Here is a 19,271-nt window from a genome sequence, read left to right on the forward strand (position 1 = left end):
TGGAATCAAGCCGGACCATGTCTTGGACCGATCGGCGTGCGATCCGTAGCGTGCTGTTCCATGGCTCTGGCAACGCGGACGGACCGACGGCCGTCCATGGCACGCACCGTGTGGGACTCCACCGTCGGGAAGAAGACCGTGATGGCGGTCAGCGGTCTGATCATGCTGCTGTACCTGGTCGTCCACATGATCGGAAACCTGAAGATCTTCTTCGGCGCGGGCGAGTTCAACCACTACGCGCACTGGCTGCGCACCGTCGGCGAGCCGTTCATGCACTACGAGTGGACGCTGTGGCTGGTCCGCGTCGTCCTCGTCGTCGCCGTGGTCGCGCACGCGGTCTCCGCCTACCAGCTCAGCCGCCGCGACATCAAGGCGCGGCCCCGCAAGTACGTGCACAAGAAGCCCCGGGCCTCCTACGCCACGCGCACCATGCGCTGGGGCGGGATCATCCTCGGCCTGTTCATCGTCTGGCACATCCTGGACCTGACGACCGGCACCGTGCACCCCGGCTTCGAGTCGGGCCGCCCGTACCAGAACGTCGTGGACACCTTCTCCACCTGGTACGGCAACGTCGTCTACATCGTCGCGATGCTCGCGCTCGGCCTGCACGTGCGGCACGGCTTCTGGAGCGCCGCCCAGACCCTCGGCGCCGGCAGCCGCACCCGCGACCGCGCCCTGAAGACCGTCGCGAACGTCCTCGCGCTGCTGCTCACGGCCGGCTTCATCGCCGTACCCGTGGCCGTCATGACCGGAGTGGTGAGCTGACATGACCTCTTACGCGGACTACGCGACCGGCGAGCCGGTCGTCGACGCCAAGGCGCCCTCGGGGCCGATCCACGAGCGGTGGGACAAGCGCCGGTTCGAGGCGAAGCTGGTCAACCCGGCCAACCGGCGCAAGCACACCGTCATCGTCGTGGGCACCGGGCTGGCCGGCGGCTCCGCCGGTGCCACCCTCGCCGAACAGGGCTACCACGTCGTCCAGTTCTGCTACCAGGACTCCCCGCGCCGCGCCCACTCCATCGCGGCGCAAGGAGGCATCAACGCCGCGAAGAACTACCGCAACGACGGCGACTCGATCCACCGGCTGTTCTACGACACCGTCAAGGGCGGCGACTTCCGGGCCCGGGAGTCCAACGTGCACCGGCTCGCGCAGATCTCCGTGGAGATCATCGACCAGTGCGTGGCCCAGGGCGTGCCCTTCGCCCGGGAGTACGGCGGCCTGCTCGACACCCGCTCCTTCGGCGGCGTCCAGGTGTCCCGGACGTTCTACGCCCGCGGCCAGACGGGTCAGCAACTGCTGCTCGGCGCCTACCAGGCGCTCAGCCGGCAGATCGCGGCGGGCAACGTCGAGATGCACCCGCGCACCGAGATGCTCGACTTGATCGTCGTCGACGGGCGGGCCCGCGGGATCGTGGCGCGTGATCTCGTCACCGGGAGGATCGACACGTACTTCGCGGACGCCGTCGTACTGGCGAGCGGCGGCTACGGCAACGTCTTCTACCTGTCGACGAACGCCATGAACTCCAACGCCACCGCGATCTGGCGGGCCCACCGGCGCGGCGCGTACTTCGCCAACCCCTGCTTCACGCAGATCCACCCCACCTGCATCCCGCGCACCGGCGACCACCAGTCGAAGCTGACACTGATGAGCGAGTCGCTGCGCAACGACGGCCGGATCTGGGTGCCCAGGGCCAAGGGCGACACCCGGCCGCCGAACGAGATCCCCGAGGACGAGCGCGACTACTACCTGGAGCGCATCTACCCGTCCTTCGGCAACCTCGTGCCGCGCGACATCGCCTCCCGCGCCGCGAAGAACGTCTGCGACGAGGGCCGCGGCGTCGGCCCCGGCGGGCAGGGCGTCTACCTCGACTTCGCGGACGCGATCCGGCGGATGGGCCGCAAGGCCGTCGAAGCCAAGTACGGCAACCTCTTCGACATGTACCAGCGGATCACCGACGAGGATCCGTACGAGGTGCCCATGCGGATCTACCCCGCCGTGCACTACACGATGGGCGGCCTGTGGGTCGACTACGACCTGCAGACCACGATCCCGGGCCTGTTCGCCATCGGGGAGGCCAACTTCTCCGACCACGGCGCCAACCGGCTCGGCGCGTCCGCGCTGATGCAGGGCCTGGCCGACGGGTACTTCGTGCTCCCCGCCACCATCAACGACTACCTGGCCCGCAACCCCCACCACGACGCGGTCACCGACGACCACCCCGTCGTGCAGGAGGTGCTGGCCGAGACGCAGGACCGGCTCCACCTGCTGCTGTCCGTCGACGGCGACCGCACCCCCGACTCCTTCCACCGCGAGGTCGGCGAACTCATGTGGGAGTTCTGCGGCATGGCCCGCAGCGACTCGGGGCTGCGCAAGGCGCTGGAACGCATCCCGCAGATCCGCGAGGAGTTCTGGCGGCGCATCAAGGTGCCCGGCACCGGCGCGGAGTTCAACCAGTCGCTGGAGAAGGCCAACCGCATCGTCGACTACCTGGAACTGGCCGAGCTGATGTGCCTGGACGCGCTGCACCGCTCCGAATCCTGCGGCGGCCACTTCCGCGAGGAGTCCCAGACCCCGGACGGCGAGGCCGCCCGCAAGGACGACGAGTTCGCCTACGCGGCCGCCTGGGAGTTCACCGGCACCGGCGAGGCTCCCGTGCTGCACAAGGAAGACCTGGTCTTCGAGTACGTCCACCCCACCCAGCGGAGCTACGCATGAAGCTCACCCTGCGCGTCTGGCGCCAGAAGAACGCCGACGCCGACGGCACGATGTCCACGTACGAGGTGGACGGCATCTCACCCGACATGTCGTTCCTGGAGATGCTCGACACGCTCAACGAGGAGCTCATCCTCAAGGGCGAGGACCCGGTCGCCTTCGACCACGACTGCCGCGAGGGGATCTGCGGCGCCTGCTCGCTGGTGATCAACGGCGACGCGCACGGGCCCGAGCGGACGACCACCTGTCAGCTGCACATGCGGTCCTTCCAGGACGGCGACACGATCGACATCGAGCCGTGGCGGGCGGCGGCCTTCCCGGTCATCAAGGACCTGGTCGTCGACCGGTCCGCCTTCGACCGGATCATCCAGGCCGGCGGCTACATCACCGCCCCGACCGGCGCGGCTCCCGAGGCGCACGCGACGCCGGTGCCGAAGCCGGACGCCGACTTCGCCTTCGAGCACGCCGAGTGCATCGGGTGCGGGGCGTGCGTGGCGGCCTGCCCGAACGGGGCGGCGATGCTGTTCACCTCGGCCAAGATCAACCACCTGAACGTGCTGCCGCAGGGAGCCCCCGAGCGCGAGACACGGGTACTGGACATGGTGGCGCAGATGGACGAGGAGGGCTTCGGCGGGTGCACCCTCGCCGGGGAGTGCGCCACCGCCTGCCCCAAGGGGATCCCGCTGATGTCCATCACCAGCATGAACAAGGAGTGGCTGCGGGCGACCCGGAAGGCCGCCAAGCGGTAGCAGACGTTCGCCGACAGGTGCGAACGGGCGGGACCGGGAGTGGTGCTCTTCCCGGTCCCGTCTCGTACCCGCGCCCGTGGGCGCGAGCCGTTCAACAACCCCACACCCGCGCTCCCTGCGCACGACACGCGAAGGTCGGCCGGCACCGGAAGAACTGGGGCGGAGGATCGCCCGCTCCGCCCGGTGTCCCCGCCGCACCGATCCGGCCCGTGACAGGAGAGCACCATGACCGGCGTACTGACCGTCGACCGTCCCGCGCAGCCCACGGCCCCCACCCGCTACACCGTCACCCTCGCCCGCACCGAGGAGGACGTCCGCGCCGCGCAGCGGCTGCGGCACGACGTCTTCGCCGGCGAGATGGGCGCCCTGCTCACCGGCGCGGAGCCCGGCCTCGACGCCGACTCGTTCGACGCCTACTGCGACCACCTCCTCGTACGGGAGGAGACCACCGGACAGGTCGTCGGCACCTATCGGCTGCTGCCGCCGGAGCGCGCGGCCGTCGCCGGACGGCTCTACGGCGAGGGCGAGTTCGACCTGTCCGCGCTGGCCAGGATCCGGCCGCAGCTCGTCGAGGTCGGCCGGTCCTGCGTGCACCCCGACCACCGCGACGGCGCGGTCATCGGCCTCATCTGGGCCGGCATCGCCCGCTACATGGTCGATCGCGGCCACGAGTGGCTCGCCGGCTGCTGCTCCGTCCCGCTCGCCGATGGCGGCACGCTCGCCTCCGCCACCTGGGACCGGGTGAGCGCCAAGCACCTGGCGCCGGAGGAGTACCGTGTCCGGCCGCTGCTGCCGTGGCGGCCGGGCCCCGCGCCCGCCGCCCGCACCGAGCTGCCCGCCCTGCTCCGCGGCTACCTGCGCCTGGGCGCCTGGGTGTGCGGCGAGCCGGCCCACGACCCGGACTTCGGCGTCGCCGACCTGTACGTGCTGCTGCCCATGAGCCGGGTCAACGCGCGCTACCTGCGGCACTTCCTCTCCCTCGTGCCGGCCTGATGAGCGCCTGGCTGCCCACCGCGCCCTGCACGCCGCGGGCCTGCGTCGAAGCGCCGGCGGCGGTGCCCGCCCGGGTGGTGCCGCGGGCCCTGCTGCGGCTCATCGCAGTGGCGCTGCTGCTCCTCGCCGGGATCGCGCTGCTGCCGCTCGGCGCGCGGATCCCGGCCGGCCTCGTCCGGCGGTGGTGCCGGTGGATCGTGCGGGCCGCGGGGGTCCGGGTCCGCTTCACCGGCGCCACCGCCGTCCCCACCGGCGGACTGCTGCTGGTCGCCAACCACATCTCCTGGCTGGACATACCGCTGCTCGCCGCCGTGCGCCCCGCCCGGATGCTGGCCAAGACCGAGGTGCGGCGATGGCCCGTCGCCGGGCCGCTGGCCGCGCGCGGCGGTGTGCTGTTCATCGACCGGGACCGGCTGCGCGCCTTGCCGGACACCGTCGCCCGGATCACCCGCGCGCTGCGCGAGGGCACGGCCGTGGCGGCCTTCCCCGAGGGCAGCACCTGGTGCGGCCGGGCCCAGGGCACCTTCCGCCGGGCCGTGTTCCAGGCCGCCCTGGACGCCCGGGTCCCCGTCCAGCCGGTGCGCATCGGCTACCGGCTCACCGGCGGGCCCGGCCGGGACGCGGGGACCGCCACCGCCGTGGCCTTCGTCGGCGACGACACCCTGCTCGCCTCGCTGTGGCGGGTCGCGACGACCCGCGGCCTGGTCGCGGAGGTCGAGATACGCGACGCCATCCCACCGGGCGGCCACGCCGACCGCCGCTCCCTGGCCCGTTCCGCCCAGCCCCGGCAGACGGCGCCGGCGTGGACGCACACGGTGCTCGTCGCGTAGGGCGCGCACCCGCCGGGTGCGGCGGGTGCCGCGCGGCCCGCGTGGCGGGAGGCCGCGAGGGAGCGGGCGTCCGCCGGCACCCGGGCCGCGGACGCCCGCCGCACCCGGCGGGGGACCCGCCTCAGCCGTTCCCGGACAGCGCGCGCGTCAGATAGGGCGCCGTCCGGGACTCCGCCGAGCGCGCCACCTCGGACGGGGGCCCCGCCGCCACGATCCGGCCGCCCGCGTCGCCGCCGCCCGGACCGAGGTCGACGACCCAGTCCGCGCCCGCGACGACGGACATGTCGTGCTCGACGACGATCACGGTGTGCCCGGTGTCGACCAGGCCGTGCAACTGGCGCATCAGGACGTCCACGTCGGCCGGGTGCAGGCCGGTCGTCGGTTCGTCGAGCAGGTAGAGCGTGTGGCCGCGCCGGGCGCGCTGCAGTTCGCTCGCCAGCTTGATGCGCTGTGCCTCCCCGCCCGACAGCTCCGTCGCGGGCTGGCCCAGCCGCAGGTAGCCCAGGCCCACGTCGAGCAGGGTGCCGAGGCTGCGCGCCACGGCCGGGGTGTCGGCGAAGAAGTCCGCCGCGCCCTCCACCGTCAGGTCCAGCACCTGCGCGATGGTCAGCCCCCGGTAGGTCACCTCCAGCGTCCCGGCGTTGTACCGGGCGCCGCCGCAGTCCGGGCAGGGGGCGTACGTGCTCGGCAGGAACAGCAGCTCCACGCTGACGAACCCCTCTCCCTGGCAGGTCTCGCACCGCCCCCCTGCCACGTTGAAGGAGAACCGGCCGACCCCGAAGCCGCGTTCACGCGCGCCGCCGGTCGCCGCGAACACCTTGCGCACGACGTCGAACAGGCCGGTGTAGGTGGCGAGGTTCGAGCGCGGGGTGCGGCCGATGGGCTTCTGGTCGACCGAGACCAGCCGGCCCACCCCCGGCGTCTCCTCGGTGATCTCGCCGATGAGCGTGGACTTGCCGGAGCCGGACACGCCGGTGACCGCGGTGAACGCGCCGAGCGGGAAAGCGGCGGTCACCCCGCGCAGGTTGTGCCGGGTGACCGGCCCGGTCGTCAGCCACCCGCGCGGGGCGCGGACCTTTCGGGCCGGGGCGGGGGCGCGGCCGAAGAGGTAGCGGGCCGTCGCCGACTCCCCGGCCTCGGCCAGCGCGGCCACCGGGCCGCTGTGCAGCACGCGCCCGCCGTGCTCGCCCGCCAGCGGACCCACGTCCACCAGCCAGTCGGCTCCGCGCATGACGTCCAGGTGGTGCTCCACCACGAACACCGAGTTCCCGGCGTGCTTCAGCCGCTGCAGCACGGTCAGCAGCGCCTCGGTGTCCGCCGGGTGCAGTCCGGCCGAGGGCTCGTCCAGGACGTAGACCACCCCGAACAGGCCGGAGCGCAGCTGGGTGGCCAGGCGCAGGCGCTGCAACTCGCCCGCCGAGAGGGTGGGGGTGGGGCGGTCGAGGCTGAGGTAGCCGAGGCCGAGTTCGACGACCGGTGCGATACGGGACCTCAGGTCGTCGGTCAGCACCCGGGCGGCCTCGCCGGTCGCGTCGAGGGACGCCGCCAGCTCCGCCAGTGGCAGGGCCGCCAGCTCGGCGATGGTCCGGCCGCCGAACGTCACCGCCAGCGCCTCGGGCCGCAGCCGGCTGCCGCCGCAGGCCGGGCAGGGCGCGCTGGTGAGGAACCGCTCGGCCTTCGCCCGCAGGGCCGGGCTCCTGGAGTCCGAGAACGTCTTCATCACGTACCGGTGGGCGCTCGTGTACGTGCCCTGGTAGGGCCGCTGGATCCGGTCGGCGTCCCGCACCGGGTGCACGGTGACCACCGGCTGCTCGTCCGTGAACAGGATCCACTCGCGCTGCTCGGCGGGCAGGTCCCGCCACGGCCGGTCCACGTCGTACCCGAGCGCGTCCAGGATGTCCCGCAGGTTCTTGCCCTGCCAGGCGCCCGGCCAGGCGGCGATGGCGCCCTCGCGGACCGACAGCGACGGGTCGGGCACCAGCGACTCCTCGGTCGTCCGGTGCACCCGGCCGAGCCCGTGGCACTCCGGGCACGCGCCGGCGGCCGTGTTGGGCGAGAAGGCGTCGGAGTCGAGGCGCTGCGCGCCGGGCGGGTAGGTGCCGGCCCGGGAGAACAGCATGCGCAGCGAGTTGGAGAGGTTGGTGACCGTGCCGACCGAGGAGCGCGAGGTGGGTGCCGCGCGGCGCTGCCGGAGCGAGACGGCCGGCGGCAGACCGGTGATCTCGCCGACCTTCGGGGCGCCGACCTGGTGGATCAGCCGGCGCGCGTAGGGGGCGACCGATTCGAAGTAGCGCCGCTGGGCCTCGGCGTAGATCGTGCCGAACGCCAGGGAGGACTTCCCGGAGCCGGACACGCCGGTGAACACGGCCAGTGCGTCGCGCGGGATGTCGACGTCCACACCGCGCAGGTTGTGCTCGCGGGCTCCTCGGACACGGACGTACGGGTCGTGGGCGTCTCGGTGGTCGTGCATGTCGGACGACTCTAACCGGAGGTGATCGCGGCCAGCCGCCGGTAGGAGTCCAGGAGGGCCTCGCGGTCGTAGGTGCTGGTGGTGACCAGGATCTCCTGCGCCCCGGTCTCCTTCAGCAGCGTCCGCAGCTCGTGCGCGACCTGCTCCCCGGTGCCTGCGATGTGCCCGGTGAGGCCGGCCTCGTAGAAGTCGCGCTCCTTGCCGGTCAGGGTGAGCGCCTCGACGCGCTCGGCGGGCGGCAGGGGCGGGAACGTGCCGTGGGTGCGGGAGTACGCCATCGACCAGGCCTCCGGGATCAGCAGCCGCCGGGCCTCCTCGGGGGTGGCGGCCACGGCGACCGTTCCGGAGACGACGACGTAGGGTTCCGCCGCCCAGGCGGAGGGGCGGAAGTGCTCGCGGTAGTGGTCGATGCCGCGCCGCATCTTCTCCCGGTTCCTGAGGTCGCCGATCACCAGGGGCAGGCCGAGGCGGGCCGCGATGCCGGCGCCCTCGCCCATGGCCAGGACGAACGGCGGCACGGTCAGCCCCTCGGCCGGGCGGGCGTGCACCCCGGTGGGGGAGGCGCCGCGGAACCAGCCGAGCAGCTCCCGCAGCTGCGCCTCGAAGTCCTCGGCGTCGCCCTTGTCGCGGCCGAGGGCCTTGCGCACCCCGTCCGTGAAGCCGACGGACCGGCCGAGGCCCATGTCGATCCGCCCGGGGAACAGCGACTCCAGGACCCCGAACTGCTCCGCCACGACCAGCGGCCGGTGGTTGGGCAGCATGACACCGCCGGTGCCGACCCGGATCGTGCGGGTCGCGGCCGCGACCGCGGCGGCCAGCACGGTCGGCGCCGAACCGGCGACCCCCGGGACGCCGTGGTGCTCCGAGACCCAGACCCGGTGGTAGCCGAGCCGCTCCAGTTCCCGCGCCAGCCGCACCGTGTCGCGCAGGGCCTCGGGGTGGGTGTGTCCCTCGCGGGTGCGGGAGCGGTCGAGGACGGACAGGCGCACGGGTTCCATACAGGGGTCTACGCCGTACGGGGCCGCCGGTATTCCGCGGGCGCACGGAGCCCGCGCCGCGCCGCGGCCGCCGCCGGAAAACCGGGTGACCACGTCCTCGCACGTCAGGACAATGTCCCGGTATCCAGACACGAAAGGCGGCCGACCGTGACCGTCCCCAACGTCCTGCTCTCCGGCATCGTCGGATCGACCGCGTACGGCCTCGCCCGCGAGGGCTCCGACATCGACCTCCTGGGCCTGTTCGCCGTGCCCACGGAACGGCTGCACGGGCTGCACCGGCCCAGGGAGTCCCACGTCGGCACGGCGCCGGACCGCACGCTGCACGAGGCGGCCAAGTGGTGCCGGCTGGCGCTGGGCGGCAATCCGACGGCGATGGAGCTGGTGTGGCTCCCGGACGACCTGTACGAGGTGCGCACCCCGCTCGGGGACGAGCTGATCGGCATACGGTCCGCGTTCCTGTCCGCCCGGCGCGTGCGGGACGCCTACCTCGGATACGCCACGCAGCAGTTCCGGCGGCTGGAGAGCCGCGGGGACGGCTCGTTCTCCGCGGACACCCGCAAGCGCACCGCGAAGCACGCCCGGCACCTGAAGCGCCTGTGCCGGCAGGGTCTGGAGCTGTACACCACCGGGCGGCTGACGATCCGCGTCGAGGACCCGGAGGAGTACCACGCCTTCGGCGAGCGCGTCGCCGCCGACCCGTCGGCCGCGCTGCCGCTGCTCAGTCACTACGAGGACGCCTTCGGCGCCAAGCCCACGGTGCTGCCGGACGAGTCCGACGAGGCTCCGGCCGAGGCCTGGCTGCGCCGGGTCCGGGCGCACTTCTGGGCGGAGGCGCCCTCAGCCCTCGGGGCGTAGCAGCCCGCGCTCGTAGGCCCTGACCAGGTGCTGCGGTACGAGGTGCCGGACGCCGTCGACGGTGACCGGCACCAGCGCCGGTGTGGCCGCCTTCCACTGGGCGCGGCGGTGACGGGTGTTGCTGCGGGACATCTTCCGCTTCGGGACAGCCATGGGAATCCTCCTCGGTGGACGGCACCGAGGACGCTACATGAAAATGGATCCCATTAACAATGTGCGTTCCCGGTGCCGTCCACCGCCGTCCCCGGACGGTGTCAGTCGTCGGCGCCCACGAGCATCCGCACCTCGAACTCCTCGTGCGTACCCGGCTCCTCGGCGGGACCCCGGTCCAGCACCGTGCCGAGCCAGCCCAGCAGGAACCCCGCGGGAATGGAGACGATGCCCGGGTTCTGCAGCGGGAACCAGGCGAAGTCCGCGTCCGGGTAGAAGGAGGCCGGGGTGGAGGAGACCACCGGGGAGAACACGGCGAGCAGGACGGAGCAGAGCAGGCCGCCGTACAGGCTCAGCAGGGCACCCCCGGCCGTGAAGCGCCGCCAGAACAGGGTGTAGACGATCGTCGGCAGGATCGCGGACGCGGCGATGGCGAAGGCGAGGAAGGCGAGCGTCGCGGTGTTCGCGCCCCAGGCGACGAGCGCGAGCAGGATGCCGAGCACCCCGATGACCGCCCCGGACAGCCGGGCCACGGCCAGTTCCTCCGTCTCGGTCGCGCGGCCCTTGCGGATCACCTCGCTGTACAGGTCGTGCGCCAGGGACGAGGCGGCGGCCAGCGTGAGACCGACCGCCACGGCCAGCAGGGTCAGATACGCCAGACAGGTCAGCAGCGCGGTGAGGACGCTGCCGCCCAGCTCGTGGGCGAGCAGCAGCACGGCGGAGTTGCCGGTGCGGTCCGTGCCCACGATGGCCTCGCGGCCCAGCAGCGCGGTCGCGCCGAGACCGAGGATGCCCGCGCCGAAGCAGACGGCACCGACCAGGCCCACGGCCCACAGCACCGAGGAGCGCAGCACGCCGCTCCTGCGCGGGGCGAGCAGGCGCATCAGCACGTGCGGCAGGGCCGCCAGGCCCAGGACGATGGCCAGTTCGAGGCTGAGGAAGTCCAGCTTGTTGCCGACGCTGCCGCCGTAGCGCAGTCCGGGTTCCAGGAAGCCCGGGCCCGACCCGCTGCGCTCGGCCGCCCTCTCCAGCAGCGCGTTCGGGTTCCAGTGGAAGTGGTGCAGCACCCAGCCCGCGGTGAACAGCACGCCCACCACCAGCATCACGGCCTTGATGATCTGGATGACCGTCGCCCCGGGCATGCCGCCCAGCGAGGCGTACAGGATTACGAAGGTGCCGATCACCACCACGCACAGGGTGCGGGTGGAGCCGCTCGGCACGCCGGTGAACTGGGTCAGCAGGGCCACGCTGCCGACCAGCTGGGCCACCAGGTAGAGCGTGGCGATGGCCAGGATGCACACGGCCAGGGCGACCCGCACCGGGCGCTGCCGCCGGGGCAGGCGCAGCGCCACCGTGTCGCCGAGCGTGAACCTGCCCGTGCGGTGCAGGGGTTCGGCGATCAGCAGCAGCACCATCATCCAGGCGACGGCGGTGCCGCCCAGGTACATCAGGCCGTCGTACCCCGTCAGGGCGACCAGCCCGGTACTTCCCAGCAGGGTCGCCGCGGAGAGGTAGTCACCGCACATGGCCAGGCCGTTGCGCAACGGCGACATGGTGCGGTCGCCCAGGTAGAACTCGCTGATCTCGTCGCGCTGCGGAGCCGTCAGCAGGGCCGTGAACAAGGTGATCACGACGACGGTCAGGAACAGCACGAACGTCAGCTGCAGGCTGCTGTCGTCGATGGCGGCGGCGGTCACCACGTGCGGAACCCCCGGGTGCCCGGCTGGAGGGTCCGGCCGGTGCCGTCGGACCGTGCGGCGGACCGCGCGCGGCGGCTCTCGCTCTCGCGCAGCCGGGAGCGCAGGCCGCGGGCGAGCGGGTCGACCCGGGTGCGCATGTGCCGCACGTAGCACCAGGCGGTCACGCCCATGACGGCGAACTGCCCGAGTCCGACGGTGAGTCCGATGGTGAGACGGCCGAACAGGGGCTGGTTCATCACCGTCGGCGCGAAGCCCGACAGCAGCACGTAGAGCAGGAATCCGCCGGCCGACACGACGGTCGCCCGGGTACCGAAACGGCGCTGCGCGCGGCGCAGGGAGCGGAATTCCGGCTGGTCGGCGATCCGGGGCGGCGGAGCATGGCCGGCCTGCGGGTGCGGGGAGGGGGGAGCGGCATCCCGCCGCGGTGGGAACTCGGGCACAGGCGCACCTTCTTCGCTGCTTCGTGCCCCGCATTCGACCCCGTCGAGCCGGTGTCGCGCCCGGCTTTCGCGCAAGGTGGAGGGACGCCGGACACGCGGTGGGGGGGGGTGCGGGCTTCGTGGGGGGTTCGGGAGACCGGGGGAAACGCTGCTCGGAGACACGCGTGCGGCCTGGGGCTCTGTGCGGAGACCCCCGGCCAGCCGGCCACGGGTGGTGGCGAGGCTGGAAGCGGAGTATGTCAGTGCCGTGCTTGAGCCATCAACTGTGAGGAGACACGGCCCTGTTCGCATGGCGCGTTCCCGTCGCGTCCCGGCGCGGGTGATCCAGGGGAGGCCTGCCGGGACAGGGCCGCCGTCCCGTGATCCCGGGCTGCTCCACGGCCAGGCTGGCCGAAACCCACCGCCGGGCAGGAGCCGGGACGGACGCCGCCGGCAGGCGGGAAGGACCGGGCACACCCTAGGCTGGGGTGCGTGAGCGACGACCGCAGCACGGCCCCGCTGGCCGTGTTCGACCTGGACAACACCCTCGCCGACACCGCGCACCGGCAGCGGTTCCTGGAGCGCAGGCCGAAGGACTGGGACGGGTTCTTCGCGGCGGCGCCGCACGACGGGCCGCTCCCGGAGGGCATCGCGCTGGTCCAGGAGAGCGCACGGGAGTGCGAGATCGTCTACCTCACCGGGCGGCCCGAGCGCTGCCGCCGCGACACGCTGGACTGGCTGGCGGCCCAAGGGCTGCCCGAGGGCCGCGTGTACATGCGGCGGGACGCCGACCGGCGGCCCGCCCGGTTCACCAAGCTGGAGATCCTCAAGCGGCTCGCCCGCACGCGGGCAGTCCGCGTCCTCGTGGACGACGACGAACTGGTCTGCGAGGACGCCCGGCGCGCGGGCTTCACCGTGCTGCGGGCCGACTGGGCCGACAGGTCGGCCGAGATGAAGGCGGCTCAGGAGCGCGAGGGCCGCACCTGAGCCACGGACCGGCGGGGCGACGGGCGCGACCCACCGGCACCCCTCGCCCCGGGGCCCACTTTCGTTCGCGACCGCTACTCGGACTCCTCCAGCCGGAAGCCCACCTTCAGCCCCACCTGCCAGTGGGCGATCCGCCCCTCCTCAAGCTGCCCGCGCACCTGCGTCACCTCGAACCAGTCCAGGTTGCGCAGGGTCTGCGAGGCCCGGTCGATGCCGTTGCGGATGGCCTGGTCGACGCCGTCGGGCGAGGTGCCGACGATCTCCGTGACCCGGTAGGTGTGGTTCGACATGCCGCTGCTCCTCCGTGAGTGACGGGTGTGCCACGCGTTCCTCCACCGTGCCCCACCCGGCGGCGAAGCGCGAGACGTCGTCCCCGCCCCGCCGCCGTCCAGGCCCCGGCCCGGGTCAGCGCGCCACGCTCAGCGACAGCGCGAACCGGCCCGCGCCGTCCGTCCACCAGTGGGCGAGGTCCAGCCCCGCCGCGGACAGTTCGGCGCGCACGCCCTCCTGCCGGAACTTCGCCGACACCTCGGTGCGCAACTCCTCGCCCGCGGCGAAGTCGACGGCGAGGTCGAGCGCCGGCACCTTCACCGTCTGCGCCGTCCGGGAGCGCAGCCGCATCTCGATCCACTCGTGCCCGGCGTCCCACAGGGCCACGTGCTCGAACGCGCCGGGCTCGAAGTCGGCGCCGAGCTCCCGGTTGATCACGGTCAGCACGTTCTTGTTGAACGCGGCCGTCACCCCGGCCGCGTCGTCGTAGGCCCGGACCAGCACCTCCTCGTCCTTGACCAGGTCCGTGCCGAGCAGCAGGGCGTCCCCCGGGGCGAGCAGGGCCCGCACGGAGGACAGGAACGCGGCGCGCTCGGCGGGCAGCAGGTTGCCGATGGTGCCGCCGAGGAACGCCACCAGACGGGGTCCCGGCGTGTCCGGCAGCGACAGCTCCGCCGTGAAGTCGGCGATCAGCGCGTGCACCTCGAGCCCCGGCCGCTCGGCGGCGAGCGCCTGCCCGGCCTGGGTGAGGGCGCTCGCGCTGACGTCGACCGGGACGTAGGTGTGCACATCCGTGAGGGCGTCGAGCAGGTGGCGCGTCTTGTCGGAGGAGCCGGATCCGAGCTCCACCAGGGTGCGGGCCCGGGTCGCCGCTGCGATCTCGCCGGCGCGTGCCACGAGGATCTCCCGCTCGGCCCGCGTGGGGTAGTACTCGGGCAGTCCGGTGATCTCCTCGAACAGGTCGCTGCCGTGCGCGTCGTAGAACCACTTGGGCGGCAGCGTCTTGGGGCGGCCGGTCAGGCCCCGGTGGACGTCGGCGCGCAGCGCGGCGTCCGTGGCGTCCTCGGGCAGGGTGCGGGTGAGGTGGAACGGGCTCACGTGCGGGGCTCCTTCGGGAACGGCGTGCAGGCCTCGGCCGGCTCCTTCAGCGGGGTGAGCAGCACGTCGGTGCGGCTCGCTGCGAGCAGCGTGCGGTCGGGGACCTCCTGCCAGTGCGGGTCGTCGTCGTAGGGCTCGGAGGCCACGACGGTGCCGCCACCGGGGCGGGTGAGGTACCACAGGGTGTCGCCCCAGGCGGTCGCGGTGATCGTGTCGCCGTTGGTGAGCAGCAGGTTCAGCCGGGAGCCGGGGGCCGCCGCCGCGACCTCCAGCACCGTGTCGGCCAGCGCCTGGCCCTCCTCGTCACCCTCGCGCAGCCTCGCCAGGACCAGCGCCCACACGAGCGCCGAGTCGTTGCGCGCCTCCAGGGACAGCAGGTCCCCGGGCGGCAGCGTCCGGGAGACGGCGGCCAGGGAGCCGGGCCAGCCCCGGACCGCGCCGTTGTGGCTGAACAGCCAGGTGCCCGCCGCGAACGGAGCCGCGGCGGCCTCCGCGTCCGCGCCCGACAGGGTCGCGTCCCGCACCGCGGCGAGCAGCGCCGTGGACCGTACGACCCGGGCGAGGTCGGCGAACGACAGGTCCGCCCAGATCGGCCCGGCCCGCCGGTAGCGGGCCGGCACCGGGTCCCCTTCCGCGTACCAGCCGACGCCGAATCCGTCGGCGTTGACCGTCCCGTGCCGCTGGTGCCGGGGCGCCCACGACTGCCGGTACAGCCCGTGCGGGGGCTGCACCAGCAACCGGCCGAGCGGCTCCCCGGGTCCGACGTACGCGAGGTGACGGCACATCAGACCTCCTCCGAGCGGGCCGTGCGGAAGCCCGAGAAGATCTGCCGCCGGACGGGATAGTCCCAGTTGCGGAACGTGCCCCGGCAGGCCACCGCGTCCACGGCGAACGAACCGCCGCGCAGCACCTTGTGCTCGGGGCCGAAGAACACCTGCGAGTACTCCTTGTACGGGAACGCCCGGAAACCCGGGTACGGCAGGAAGTCGCTCGCCGTCCACTCCCACACGTCGCCGATCAACTGCCGTACGCCGAGCGGCGATTCACCGGCCGGGTAGCTGCCGGCGGGCGCCGGGCGCAGGTGCCGCTGGCCGAGGTTGGCGTGCTCGGGGCCCGGATCGGCGTCACCCCACGGGTAGCGCATGGAGCGGTCGCCGGCCGGGTCGTGGCGGGCCGCCTTCTCCCACTCGGCCTCCGTCGGCAGCCGGCGTCCGGCCCAGCGGGCGTAGGCGTCGGCCTCGTACCAGCTCACGTGCAGCACCGGCTCGTGGGGCGGGACGACCTCCGTGACGCCGAAGCGCCGCCTGAGCCACTGCCCGCCGTCCCGCCGCCAGAACAGCGGCGCGGTGATGCCGTGCGCCCGGATGTGCGCCCAGCCCTCCGGCGCCCACCAGCGGGGGTTCGTGTAACCGCCGTCCTCGATGAACGCCTGGTAGGCGGCGTTCGTCACCGGCGTGGTGTCGATGTGGAAGGCCGCCACCTCGCGCCGGTGCGCGGGGCGTTCGTTGTCCAGGGCCCACGGCTCGTCGGAGGTGCCCATCGTGAACGGGCCGCCGGGCACGAGGACTTCGGCCGGCCCTGTGTACAGCGGCACCGGCTCCGGGTCCGGGGCGGTCAGGGCCTGCGGGCCCCTGCGCAGCTGATGGGTGATCAGCATGGTCTCGTCGTGCTGCTGTTCGTGCTGGGCGATCATGCCGAAGGCGAAGCCGGCCTCGGTGAGCCGCGTGCCGTGGAAGGCGGCCTTCTCCAGCACGTCCAGCGCCCGGGCGCGCACGTCGGCCGCGTAGGCGCGGGCTTCGGCGGGCGGCAGCAGGGGCAGCTTCGGCCGCTCGGCGCGCGGGTGCTCGAAGGCGTCGTAGAGGCTGTCTATCTCGGGCCGTATCGCCTCCTGCCCGGCGACGGCCCGCAGCAGCCACTGCTCCTCCTGGTTGCCGATGTGCGCGAGGTCCCACACCAGCGGCGACATCAGCGGCGAGTGCTGCGCGGTCAGGTCGGGCTCCTCGACGCAGCTCGTCAGCAGCGTGGTGCGGTCGCGGGCGAGGACCAGGGAGGCGACCGCGCGCTCGCGCAGCGCCTCGGGGTCCGCGGGGCGGGCGGTGCCGGCGTCCGTGCCGGCGGCGGGGGAGAGGTCGGTCATGGGCGGCAGTCCTTCTCGTGGGCGCGACCGTCCGTGCCGCGCTGTCGGTCGAGCAGGTCGTCGGCGGGGCAGCGGCCCAGGACGACATGGCGGTCCAGGAAGGCCGTGACGGCCTCGACGACCTCGGGGGCGGCGCCGAGCCGGGGCAGGGCGTCCAGTGCGGTCGTGAAGCACGTGACGGCCACCTCGCGCAGTTCGGCGTCGGCCAGCCCGGAGCGGGCCGCGTCGAGCCACAGCGGGTTGTGCGGCGCCGGCATGCCCAGCGTCCGCTCGGCCAGCGGCTTCACGGCCCGGTAGGCGGTCTCGGAGGCCTCCGGGTCGTCGAACAGCGCCGCCACCACGGCCAGCGGCACGATCCAGCCGTCGTCGCCCGGCTGGGCGTCGATCATGCGCAGTTCGAGGTGGCCGCGCGGCCTGACCGGCGGGAACAGCGTGGTGACGTGGTAGTCGAGATCCTCGCGCGTGGGCGGCCGGGGCGCGCCGGTGCGGATCCACTCGCGGAAGGTGAGGTTCTCCGGGACGTCCCAGGGCGCGCCGTCGTGCCGTACGCACATTACGGGGGCGTCCAGCACGTGCCGGGCCCAGGCGCCGCGCGGATCGGCGTCCAGGGCCGGTCCGCCCGCGCGTCCGGCACCGATCCGGGTCCACAGCAGCTGCCGGGTGGACAGCCAGCCGGTCGGCCGGTGCCCGGCGAGCGGGGAGTTGGCGAACACCGCCACCAGGACAGCGCCCAGGTGGTGGGCGAGCCACCAGCGCCGCACGTGGCCGAGGGTGCCGGGTTCCTCGTGGCCGGCGTCCAGGCAGACCTGCACGGAGGCGGAGGTGCACATCATGGCGCGGCCGGCGGGACCCGTGCGGTCCAGGCTGGTCTCCATGGCGTCGTAGCGCGGTTCGCGCAGGAACCGGCGGGGCTCGTGCCAGGGGTCGTGGCCGAGGCCGACGAGGGTGAGCCCGTCCTCGCGCAGGACGGCGCGGACGGCGTCCAGGTCGGCGGAGACGGTGCGGACGACCTCCGTCAGGGAGGCGGCGGGTGGCGAGCTCAGCTCCAGCTGGCCGCCGGGCTCCACGGTGAGCGCCGACCTCAGGGGCAGGTTCCGCAGTGCGGCGTAGGCCGCTTCGAGTCGTTCGGTCGTGACGGGGAGCTGCGGTGCGCGCAGCTCGTGGACGAGCCATTCCACCTCGACACCGAGGCGGCGTGGCGGGCCGGTCTTGAAGCAGATGCCGCGGACCAGGGCCTCGACGTCCGCCTCGGTCACCAGGGTGTCCGGCTGGGTACAGCCGCTTGACGAATCGGACATGTAGGGATCCTCCTGAGATTCCACCATGCCACCGGTCCGGGCTCTTCGGCGGCCCGGGCCGGGATCACTCGTCCCACCCAAGACGTTCCGGCCGCTCGGCACAAGGGGGCGAACCGGGGCGTTCCGGGCCGGTCATCGGGATGTTCCGGGGCGGTCGCCGGGGCGTCGCGGGCCGGTCATCCGGGCCGGGCCGGTGGTCCCCGCACTCCTCCCGGTGCTTTCCGGCCGCCGAAACTCCGTTGCGGCCCGCTTCCGGCCTCGGTCACGATGTCCGCGTGAGCACGACAATCCAGGCCGCGCGGCTGCGCGACATCGCCCGGCAGACCGAGGAGATCGTCGCGGCGGGGTCCTACCGCGCCCCGGACGGGCGCGAGGTGTCGATCGCGGCGTGGCTGCGGGCGGCACGCGAGGGCACGCGGATCCACGGCCCCGCACCTGTCCCGGTGCCGGCCGTCCGGGTGACGCGCACCACCGTCGAGGTCACCGGCGAGAGCAGCCTGGAGGCCGCCCGGCGGCTGGGCGGGCACGTGGCCGTGCTGAACTTCGCCTCGGCGCGCAACCCGGGAGGCGGCTACCTCAACGGCGCGCAGGCCCAGGAGGAGGCCCTGTGCCGGGCCTCCGCGCTGCACGCCTGCCTCCTCGGGGCCCGGGCGTTCTACGACCACCACCGCGCCCACCGCGACCCCTTCTACTCGGACCGCGTCATCCACTCACCCGGCGTGCCCGTCTTCCGCGACGACCACGGCCGCCTGCTGGAGCAGCCGTACACCGCCGGCTTCCTGACCGCGGCCGCGCCCAACGCGGGCGTGGTGCTCCGCAGCGCGCCGGACCGGGTGCCCGAGCTGCCGCGCGCCCTGGCCGTCCGGGCCGAACGGGTCCTGGAGACGGCCGCCGCCCACGGCTACCGCCGGCTCGTGCTGGGTGCCTGGGGGTGCGGCGTGTTCCGCAACGACCCGGCGCAGGTGGCGGGCGCGTTCCAGGCGGCGCTGGCCCCCGGCGGGCGCTTCGCGGACGCCTTCGAGCACGTCGTGTTCGGGATCCTCGACCGGACCCGGGACCGTGCGGTGCGGAGGGCCTTCGAACGGGCGTTCAGTACGGGTGACGCGCGGCGGGTCAGCTCCAGCCGTAGCGTTCCTGGAGCCGGCGCCTGACCGCGTTGAACCGCATCCGGTCCAGCGCGCAGGCCTCCCGGCGCATGCCCGTCTCGTGCAGCCGGAGCACCCGGTCGACGTCCACCCACGAGTCCCGGCCCGACCGGTCCCAGGGGCCGCTGCCGATCGGTACCCACTCCCGGTCCCCGTCGTGGCGCTTGCTGGACAACTGCACGGCGAGGAAGGTCCCGGCCGGCTCCCGGGCCACCACGAGCACGGGGCGGTCCTTGCCCCGCCCGTCGTTCTCCTCGAACGGCACCCACGTCCAGACGATCTCGCCCGGGTCGGGGTCGCCGTCGTACGCGGGCGAGTACTCGGTGCGCACCCGGCCCACCTCGCGCGGGTCGGCCTGGACGGTGGCGGAGGGGCCGTGGCGGCCCGGGGCGCCGGCATCGGAGAACGCGGTCACGGGGGCACTCTAGAGGCCGCCTCTCCGGCCGCGCCCGACGGGGC

At 73.6% G+C, this 19,271-nt stretch carries 19 protein-coding genes; 8 read left to right on the top strand and 11 right to left on the bottom strand.

Annotated elements, in window-relative coordinates; genetic code table 11:
• Positions 1-96: 96 nt before the first annotated feature.
• From ACF07N_RS23340 to ACF07N_RS23360, 5 genes are all read left to right on the top strand, one after another.
• Positions 97-765 (top strand): succinate dehydrogenase, encoded by a 669-nt coding sequence (locus ACF07N_RS23340; protein ID WP_383332416.1) that lies wholly within the window; start codon positions 97-99, stop codon positions 763-765.
• Between the two features lies 1 nt (position 766).
• On the top strand, positions 767-2,716 hold the full coding sequence (locus tag ACF07N_RS23345) for a fumarate reductase/succinate dehydrogenase flavoprotein subunit (RefSeq protein ID WP_392116068.1): 1,950 nt from the start codon (positions 767-769) through the stop codon (positions 2,714-2,716).
• A complete protein-coding gene (locus tag ACF07N_RS23350; protein ID WP_392116071.1) occupies positions 2,713-3,462 on the top strand; it encodes a succinate dehydrogenase/fumarate reductase iron-sulfur subunit in 750 nt (249 codons plus the stop codon). Before ACF07N_RS23345 ends, ACF07N_RS23350 begins: the two co-directional genes overlap by 4 nt.
• Before the next feature lie 225 nt (positions 3,463-3,687).
• On the top strand, positions 3,688-4,455 hold the full coding sequence (locus ACF07N_RS23355; RefSeq protein ID WP_392116074.1) for a GNAT family N-acetyltransferase: 768 nt from the start codon (positions 3,688-3,690) through the stop codon (positions 4,453-4,455).
• Positions 4,455-5,285 carry a lysophospholipid acyltransferase family protein gene (locus tag ACF07N_RS23360; RefSeq protein WP_392116077.1) on the top strand — a complete coding sequence of 277 codons (831 nt, stop codon included), beginning with the start codon at positions 4,455-4,457 and terminating at the stop codon, positions 5,283-5,285. The genes ACF07N_RS23355 and ACF07N_RS23360 overlap by 1 nt, the downstream gene beginning before the upstream one ends.
• 121 nt (positions 5,286-5,406) lie before the next feature.
• Here ACF07N_RS23360 and ACF07N_RS23365 read toward each other — a convergent pair whose 3' ends face one another.
• Entirely contained in the window at positions 5,407-7,755 is a 2,349-nt protein-coding gene (locus tag ACF07N_RS23365) for an ATP-binding cassette domain-containing protein (RefSeq protein WP_392116080.1), read from the bottom strand.
• An 11-nt stretch (positions 7,756-7,766) separates the two neighbouring features.
• Positions 7,767-8,753: an LLM class flavin-dependent oxidoreductase gene (locus ACF07N_RS23370; protein WP_392116083.1), complete on the bottom strand. Its 987-nt coding sequence runs from the start codon at positions 8,751-8,753 to the stop codon at positions 7,767-7,769.
• 147 nt (positions 8,754-8,900) lie between these two features.
• Here ACF07N_RS23370 and ACF07N_RS23375 point away from each other — a divergent pair, with 147 nt between their 5' ends.
• Positions 8,901-9,608, top strand: coding sequence for a DNA polymerase beta superfamily protein (locus ACF07N_RS23375; protein WP_392116086.1), 708 nt, complete (start codon positions 8,901-8,903; stop codon positions 9,606-9,608).
• Here the strand turns inward: ACF07N_RS23375 and rpmF are convergent.
• The 3 genes from rpmF to ACF07N_RS23390 all read right to left on the bottom strand — a co-directional run bounded on the left by rpmF (position 9,591) and on the right by ACF07N_RS23390 (position 11,898).
• Complete coding sequence (rpmF, locus tag ACF07N_RS23380) at positions 9,591-9,761, bottom strand: 50S ribosomal protein L32 (RefSeq protein ID WP_030896418.1); 171 nt, start codon at positions 9,759-9,761, stop codon at positions 9,591-9,593. The genes ACF07N_RS23375 and rpmF overlap by 18 nt on opposite strands.
• 101 nt (positions 9,762-9,862) lie before the next feature.
• A complete protein-coding gene (locus ACF07N_RS23385; RefSeq protein WP_392116089.1) occupies positions 9,863-11,458 on the bottom strand; it encodes a cation acetate symporter in 1,596 nt (531 codons plus the stop codon).
• A complete protein-coding gene (locus tag ACF07N_RS23390; RefSeq protein ID WP_392116092.1) occupies positions 11,452-11,898 on the bottom strand; it encodes a DUF485 domain-containing protein in 447 nt (148 codons plus the stop codon). The genes ACF07N_RS23385 and ACF07N_RS23390 overlap by 7 nt, the downstream gene beginning before the upstream one ends.
• Before the next feature lie 471 nt (positions 11,899-12,369).
• On the opposite strand from ACF07N_RS23390, the gene ACF07N_RS23395 reads away from it, so the two are divergent.
• Positions 12,370-12,864: a hypothetical protein gene (locus ACF07N_RS23395; protein WP_392116095.1), complete on the top strand. Its 495-nt coding sequence runs from the start codon at positions 12,370-12,372 to the stop codon at positions 12,862-12,864.
• A gap of 74 nt (positions 12,865-12,938) precedes the next feature.
• Here ACF07N_RS23395 and ACF07N_RS23400 read toward each other — a convergent pair whose 3' ends face one another.
• The 5 genes from ACF07N_RS23400 to egtA all read right to left on the bottom strand — a co-directional run bounded on the left by ACF07N_RS23400 (position 12,939) and on the right by egtA (position 17,667).
• A complete protein-coding gene (locus ACF07N_RS23400; protein ID WP_383332379.1) occupies positions 12,939-13,154 on the bottom strand; it encodes a dodecin in 216 nt (71 codons plus the stop codon).
• 115 nt (positions 13,155-13,269) lie between these two features.
• Positions 13,270-14,232 carry an L-histidine N(alpha)-methyltransferase gene (gene egtD / locus ACF07N_RS23405; protein WP_392116098.1) on the bottom strand — a complete coding sequence of 321 codons (963 nt, stop codon included), beginning with the start codon at positions 14,230-14,232 and terminating at the stop codon, positions 13,270-13,272.
• Complete coding sequence (gene egtC, locus ACF07N_RS23410) at positions 14,229-15,017, bottom strand: ergothioneine biosynthesis protein EgtC (RefSeq protein ID WP_392116101.1); 789 nt, start codon at positions 15,015-15,017, stop codon at positions 14,229-14,231. Before egtC ends, egtD begins: the two co-directional genes overlap by 4 nt.
• On the bottom strand, positions 15,017-16,369 hold the full coding sequence (gene egtB / locus ACF07N_RS23415) for an ergothioneine biosynthesis protein EgtB (RefSeq protein WP_392116104.1): 1,353 nt from the start codon (positions 16,367-16,369) through the stop codon (positions 15,017-15,019). The genes egtC and egtB overlap by 1 nt, the downstream gene beginning before the upstream one ends.
• Positions 16,366-17,667 (bottom strand): ergothioneine biosynthesis glutamate--cysteine ligase EgtA, encoded by a 1,302-nt coding sequence (gene egtA / locus ACF07N_RS23420; protein ID WP_392116107.1) that lies wholly within the window; start codon positions 17,665-17,667, stop codon positions 16,366-16,368. The genes egtB and egtA overlap by 4 nt, the downstream gene beginning before the upstream one ends.
• Before the next feature lie 275 nt (positions 17,668-17,942).
• Between egtA and ACF07N_RS23425 the strand changes: the two genes are divergently transcribed.
• A complete protein-coding gene (locus tag ACF07N_RS23425; RefSeq protein ID WP_392116109.1) occupies positions 17,943-18,818 on the top strand; it encodes a TIGR02452 family protein in 876 nt (291 codons plus the stop codon).
• Here ACF07N_RS23425 and ACF07N_RS23430 read toward each other — a convergent pair.
• Positions 18,781-19,227: a type II toxin-antitoxin system PemK/MazF family toxin gene (locus ACF07N_RS23430; protein ID WP_383332367.1), complete on the bottom strand. Its 447-nt coding sequence runs from the start codon at positions 19,225-19,227 to the stop codon at positions 18,781-18,783. The genes ACF07N_RS23425 and ACF07N_RS23430 overlap by 38 nt on opposite strands.
• Positions 19,228-19,271: the final 44 nt, after the last annotated feature.

Source organism: Streptomyces sp. NPDC015242, from assembly GCF_043079125.1.
Lineage (GTDB): Bacteria > Actinomycetota > Actinomycetes > Streptomycetales > Streptomycetaceae > Streptomyces.

Coding starts and splice junctions, on each gene's coding strand:
- ACF07N_RS23340 (WP_383332416.1), top strand. CDS start 97: ATGGCACGCACCGTGTGGGACTCCACCGTCGGGAAGAAGACCGTGATG.
- ACF07N_RS23345 (WP_392116068.1), top strand. CDS start 767: ATGACCTCTTACGCGGACTACGCGACCGGCGAGCCGGTCGTCGACGCC.
- ACF07N_RS23350 (WP_392116071.1), top strand. CDS start 2,713: ATGAAGCTCACCCTGCGCGTCTGGCGCCAGAAGAACGCCGACGCCGAC.
- ACF07N_RS23355 (WP_392116074.1), top strand. CDS start 3,688: ATGACCGGCGTACTGACCGTCGACCGTCCCGCGCAGCCCACGGCCCCC.
- ACF07N_RS23360 (WP_392116077.1), top strand. CDS start 4,455: ATGAGCGCCTGGCTGCCCACCGCGCCCTGCACGCCGCGGGCCTGCGTC.
- ACF07N_RS23365 (WP_392116080.1), bottom strand. CDS start 7,755: ATGCACGACCACCGAGACGCCCACGACCCGTACGTCCGTGTCCGAGGA.
- ACF07N_RS23370 (WP_392116083.1), bottom strand. CDS start 8,753: ATGGAACCCGTGCGCCTGTCCGTCCTCGACCGCTCCCGCACCCGCGAG.
- rpmF (WP_030896418.1), bottom strand. CDS start 9,761: ATGGCTGTCCCGAAGCGGAAGATGTCCCGCAGCAACACCCGTCACCGC.
- ACF07N_RS23400 (WP_383332379.1), bottom strand. CDS start 13,154: ATGTCGAACCACACCTACCGGGTCACGGAGATCGTCGGCACCTCGCCC.
- egtC (WP_392116101.1), bottom strand. CDS start 15,017: ATGTGCCGTCACCTCGCGTACGTCGGACCCGGGGAGCCGCTCGGCCGG.
- egtB (WP_392116104.1), bottom strand. CDS start 16,369: ATGACCGACCTCTCCCCCGCCGCCGGCACGGACGCCGGCACCGCCCGC.
- egtA (WP_392116107.1), bottom strand. CDS start 17,667: ATGTCCGATTCGTCAAGCGGCTGTACCCAGCCGGACACCCTGGTGACC.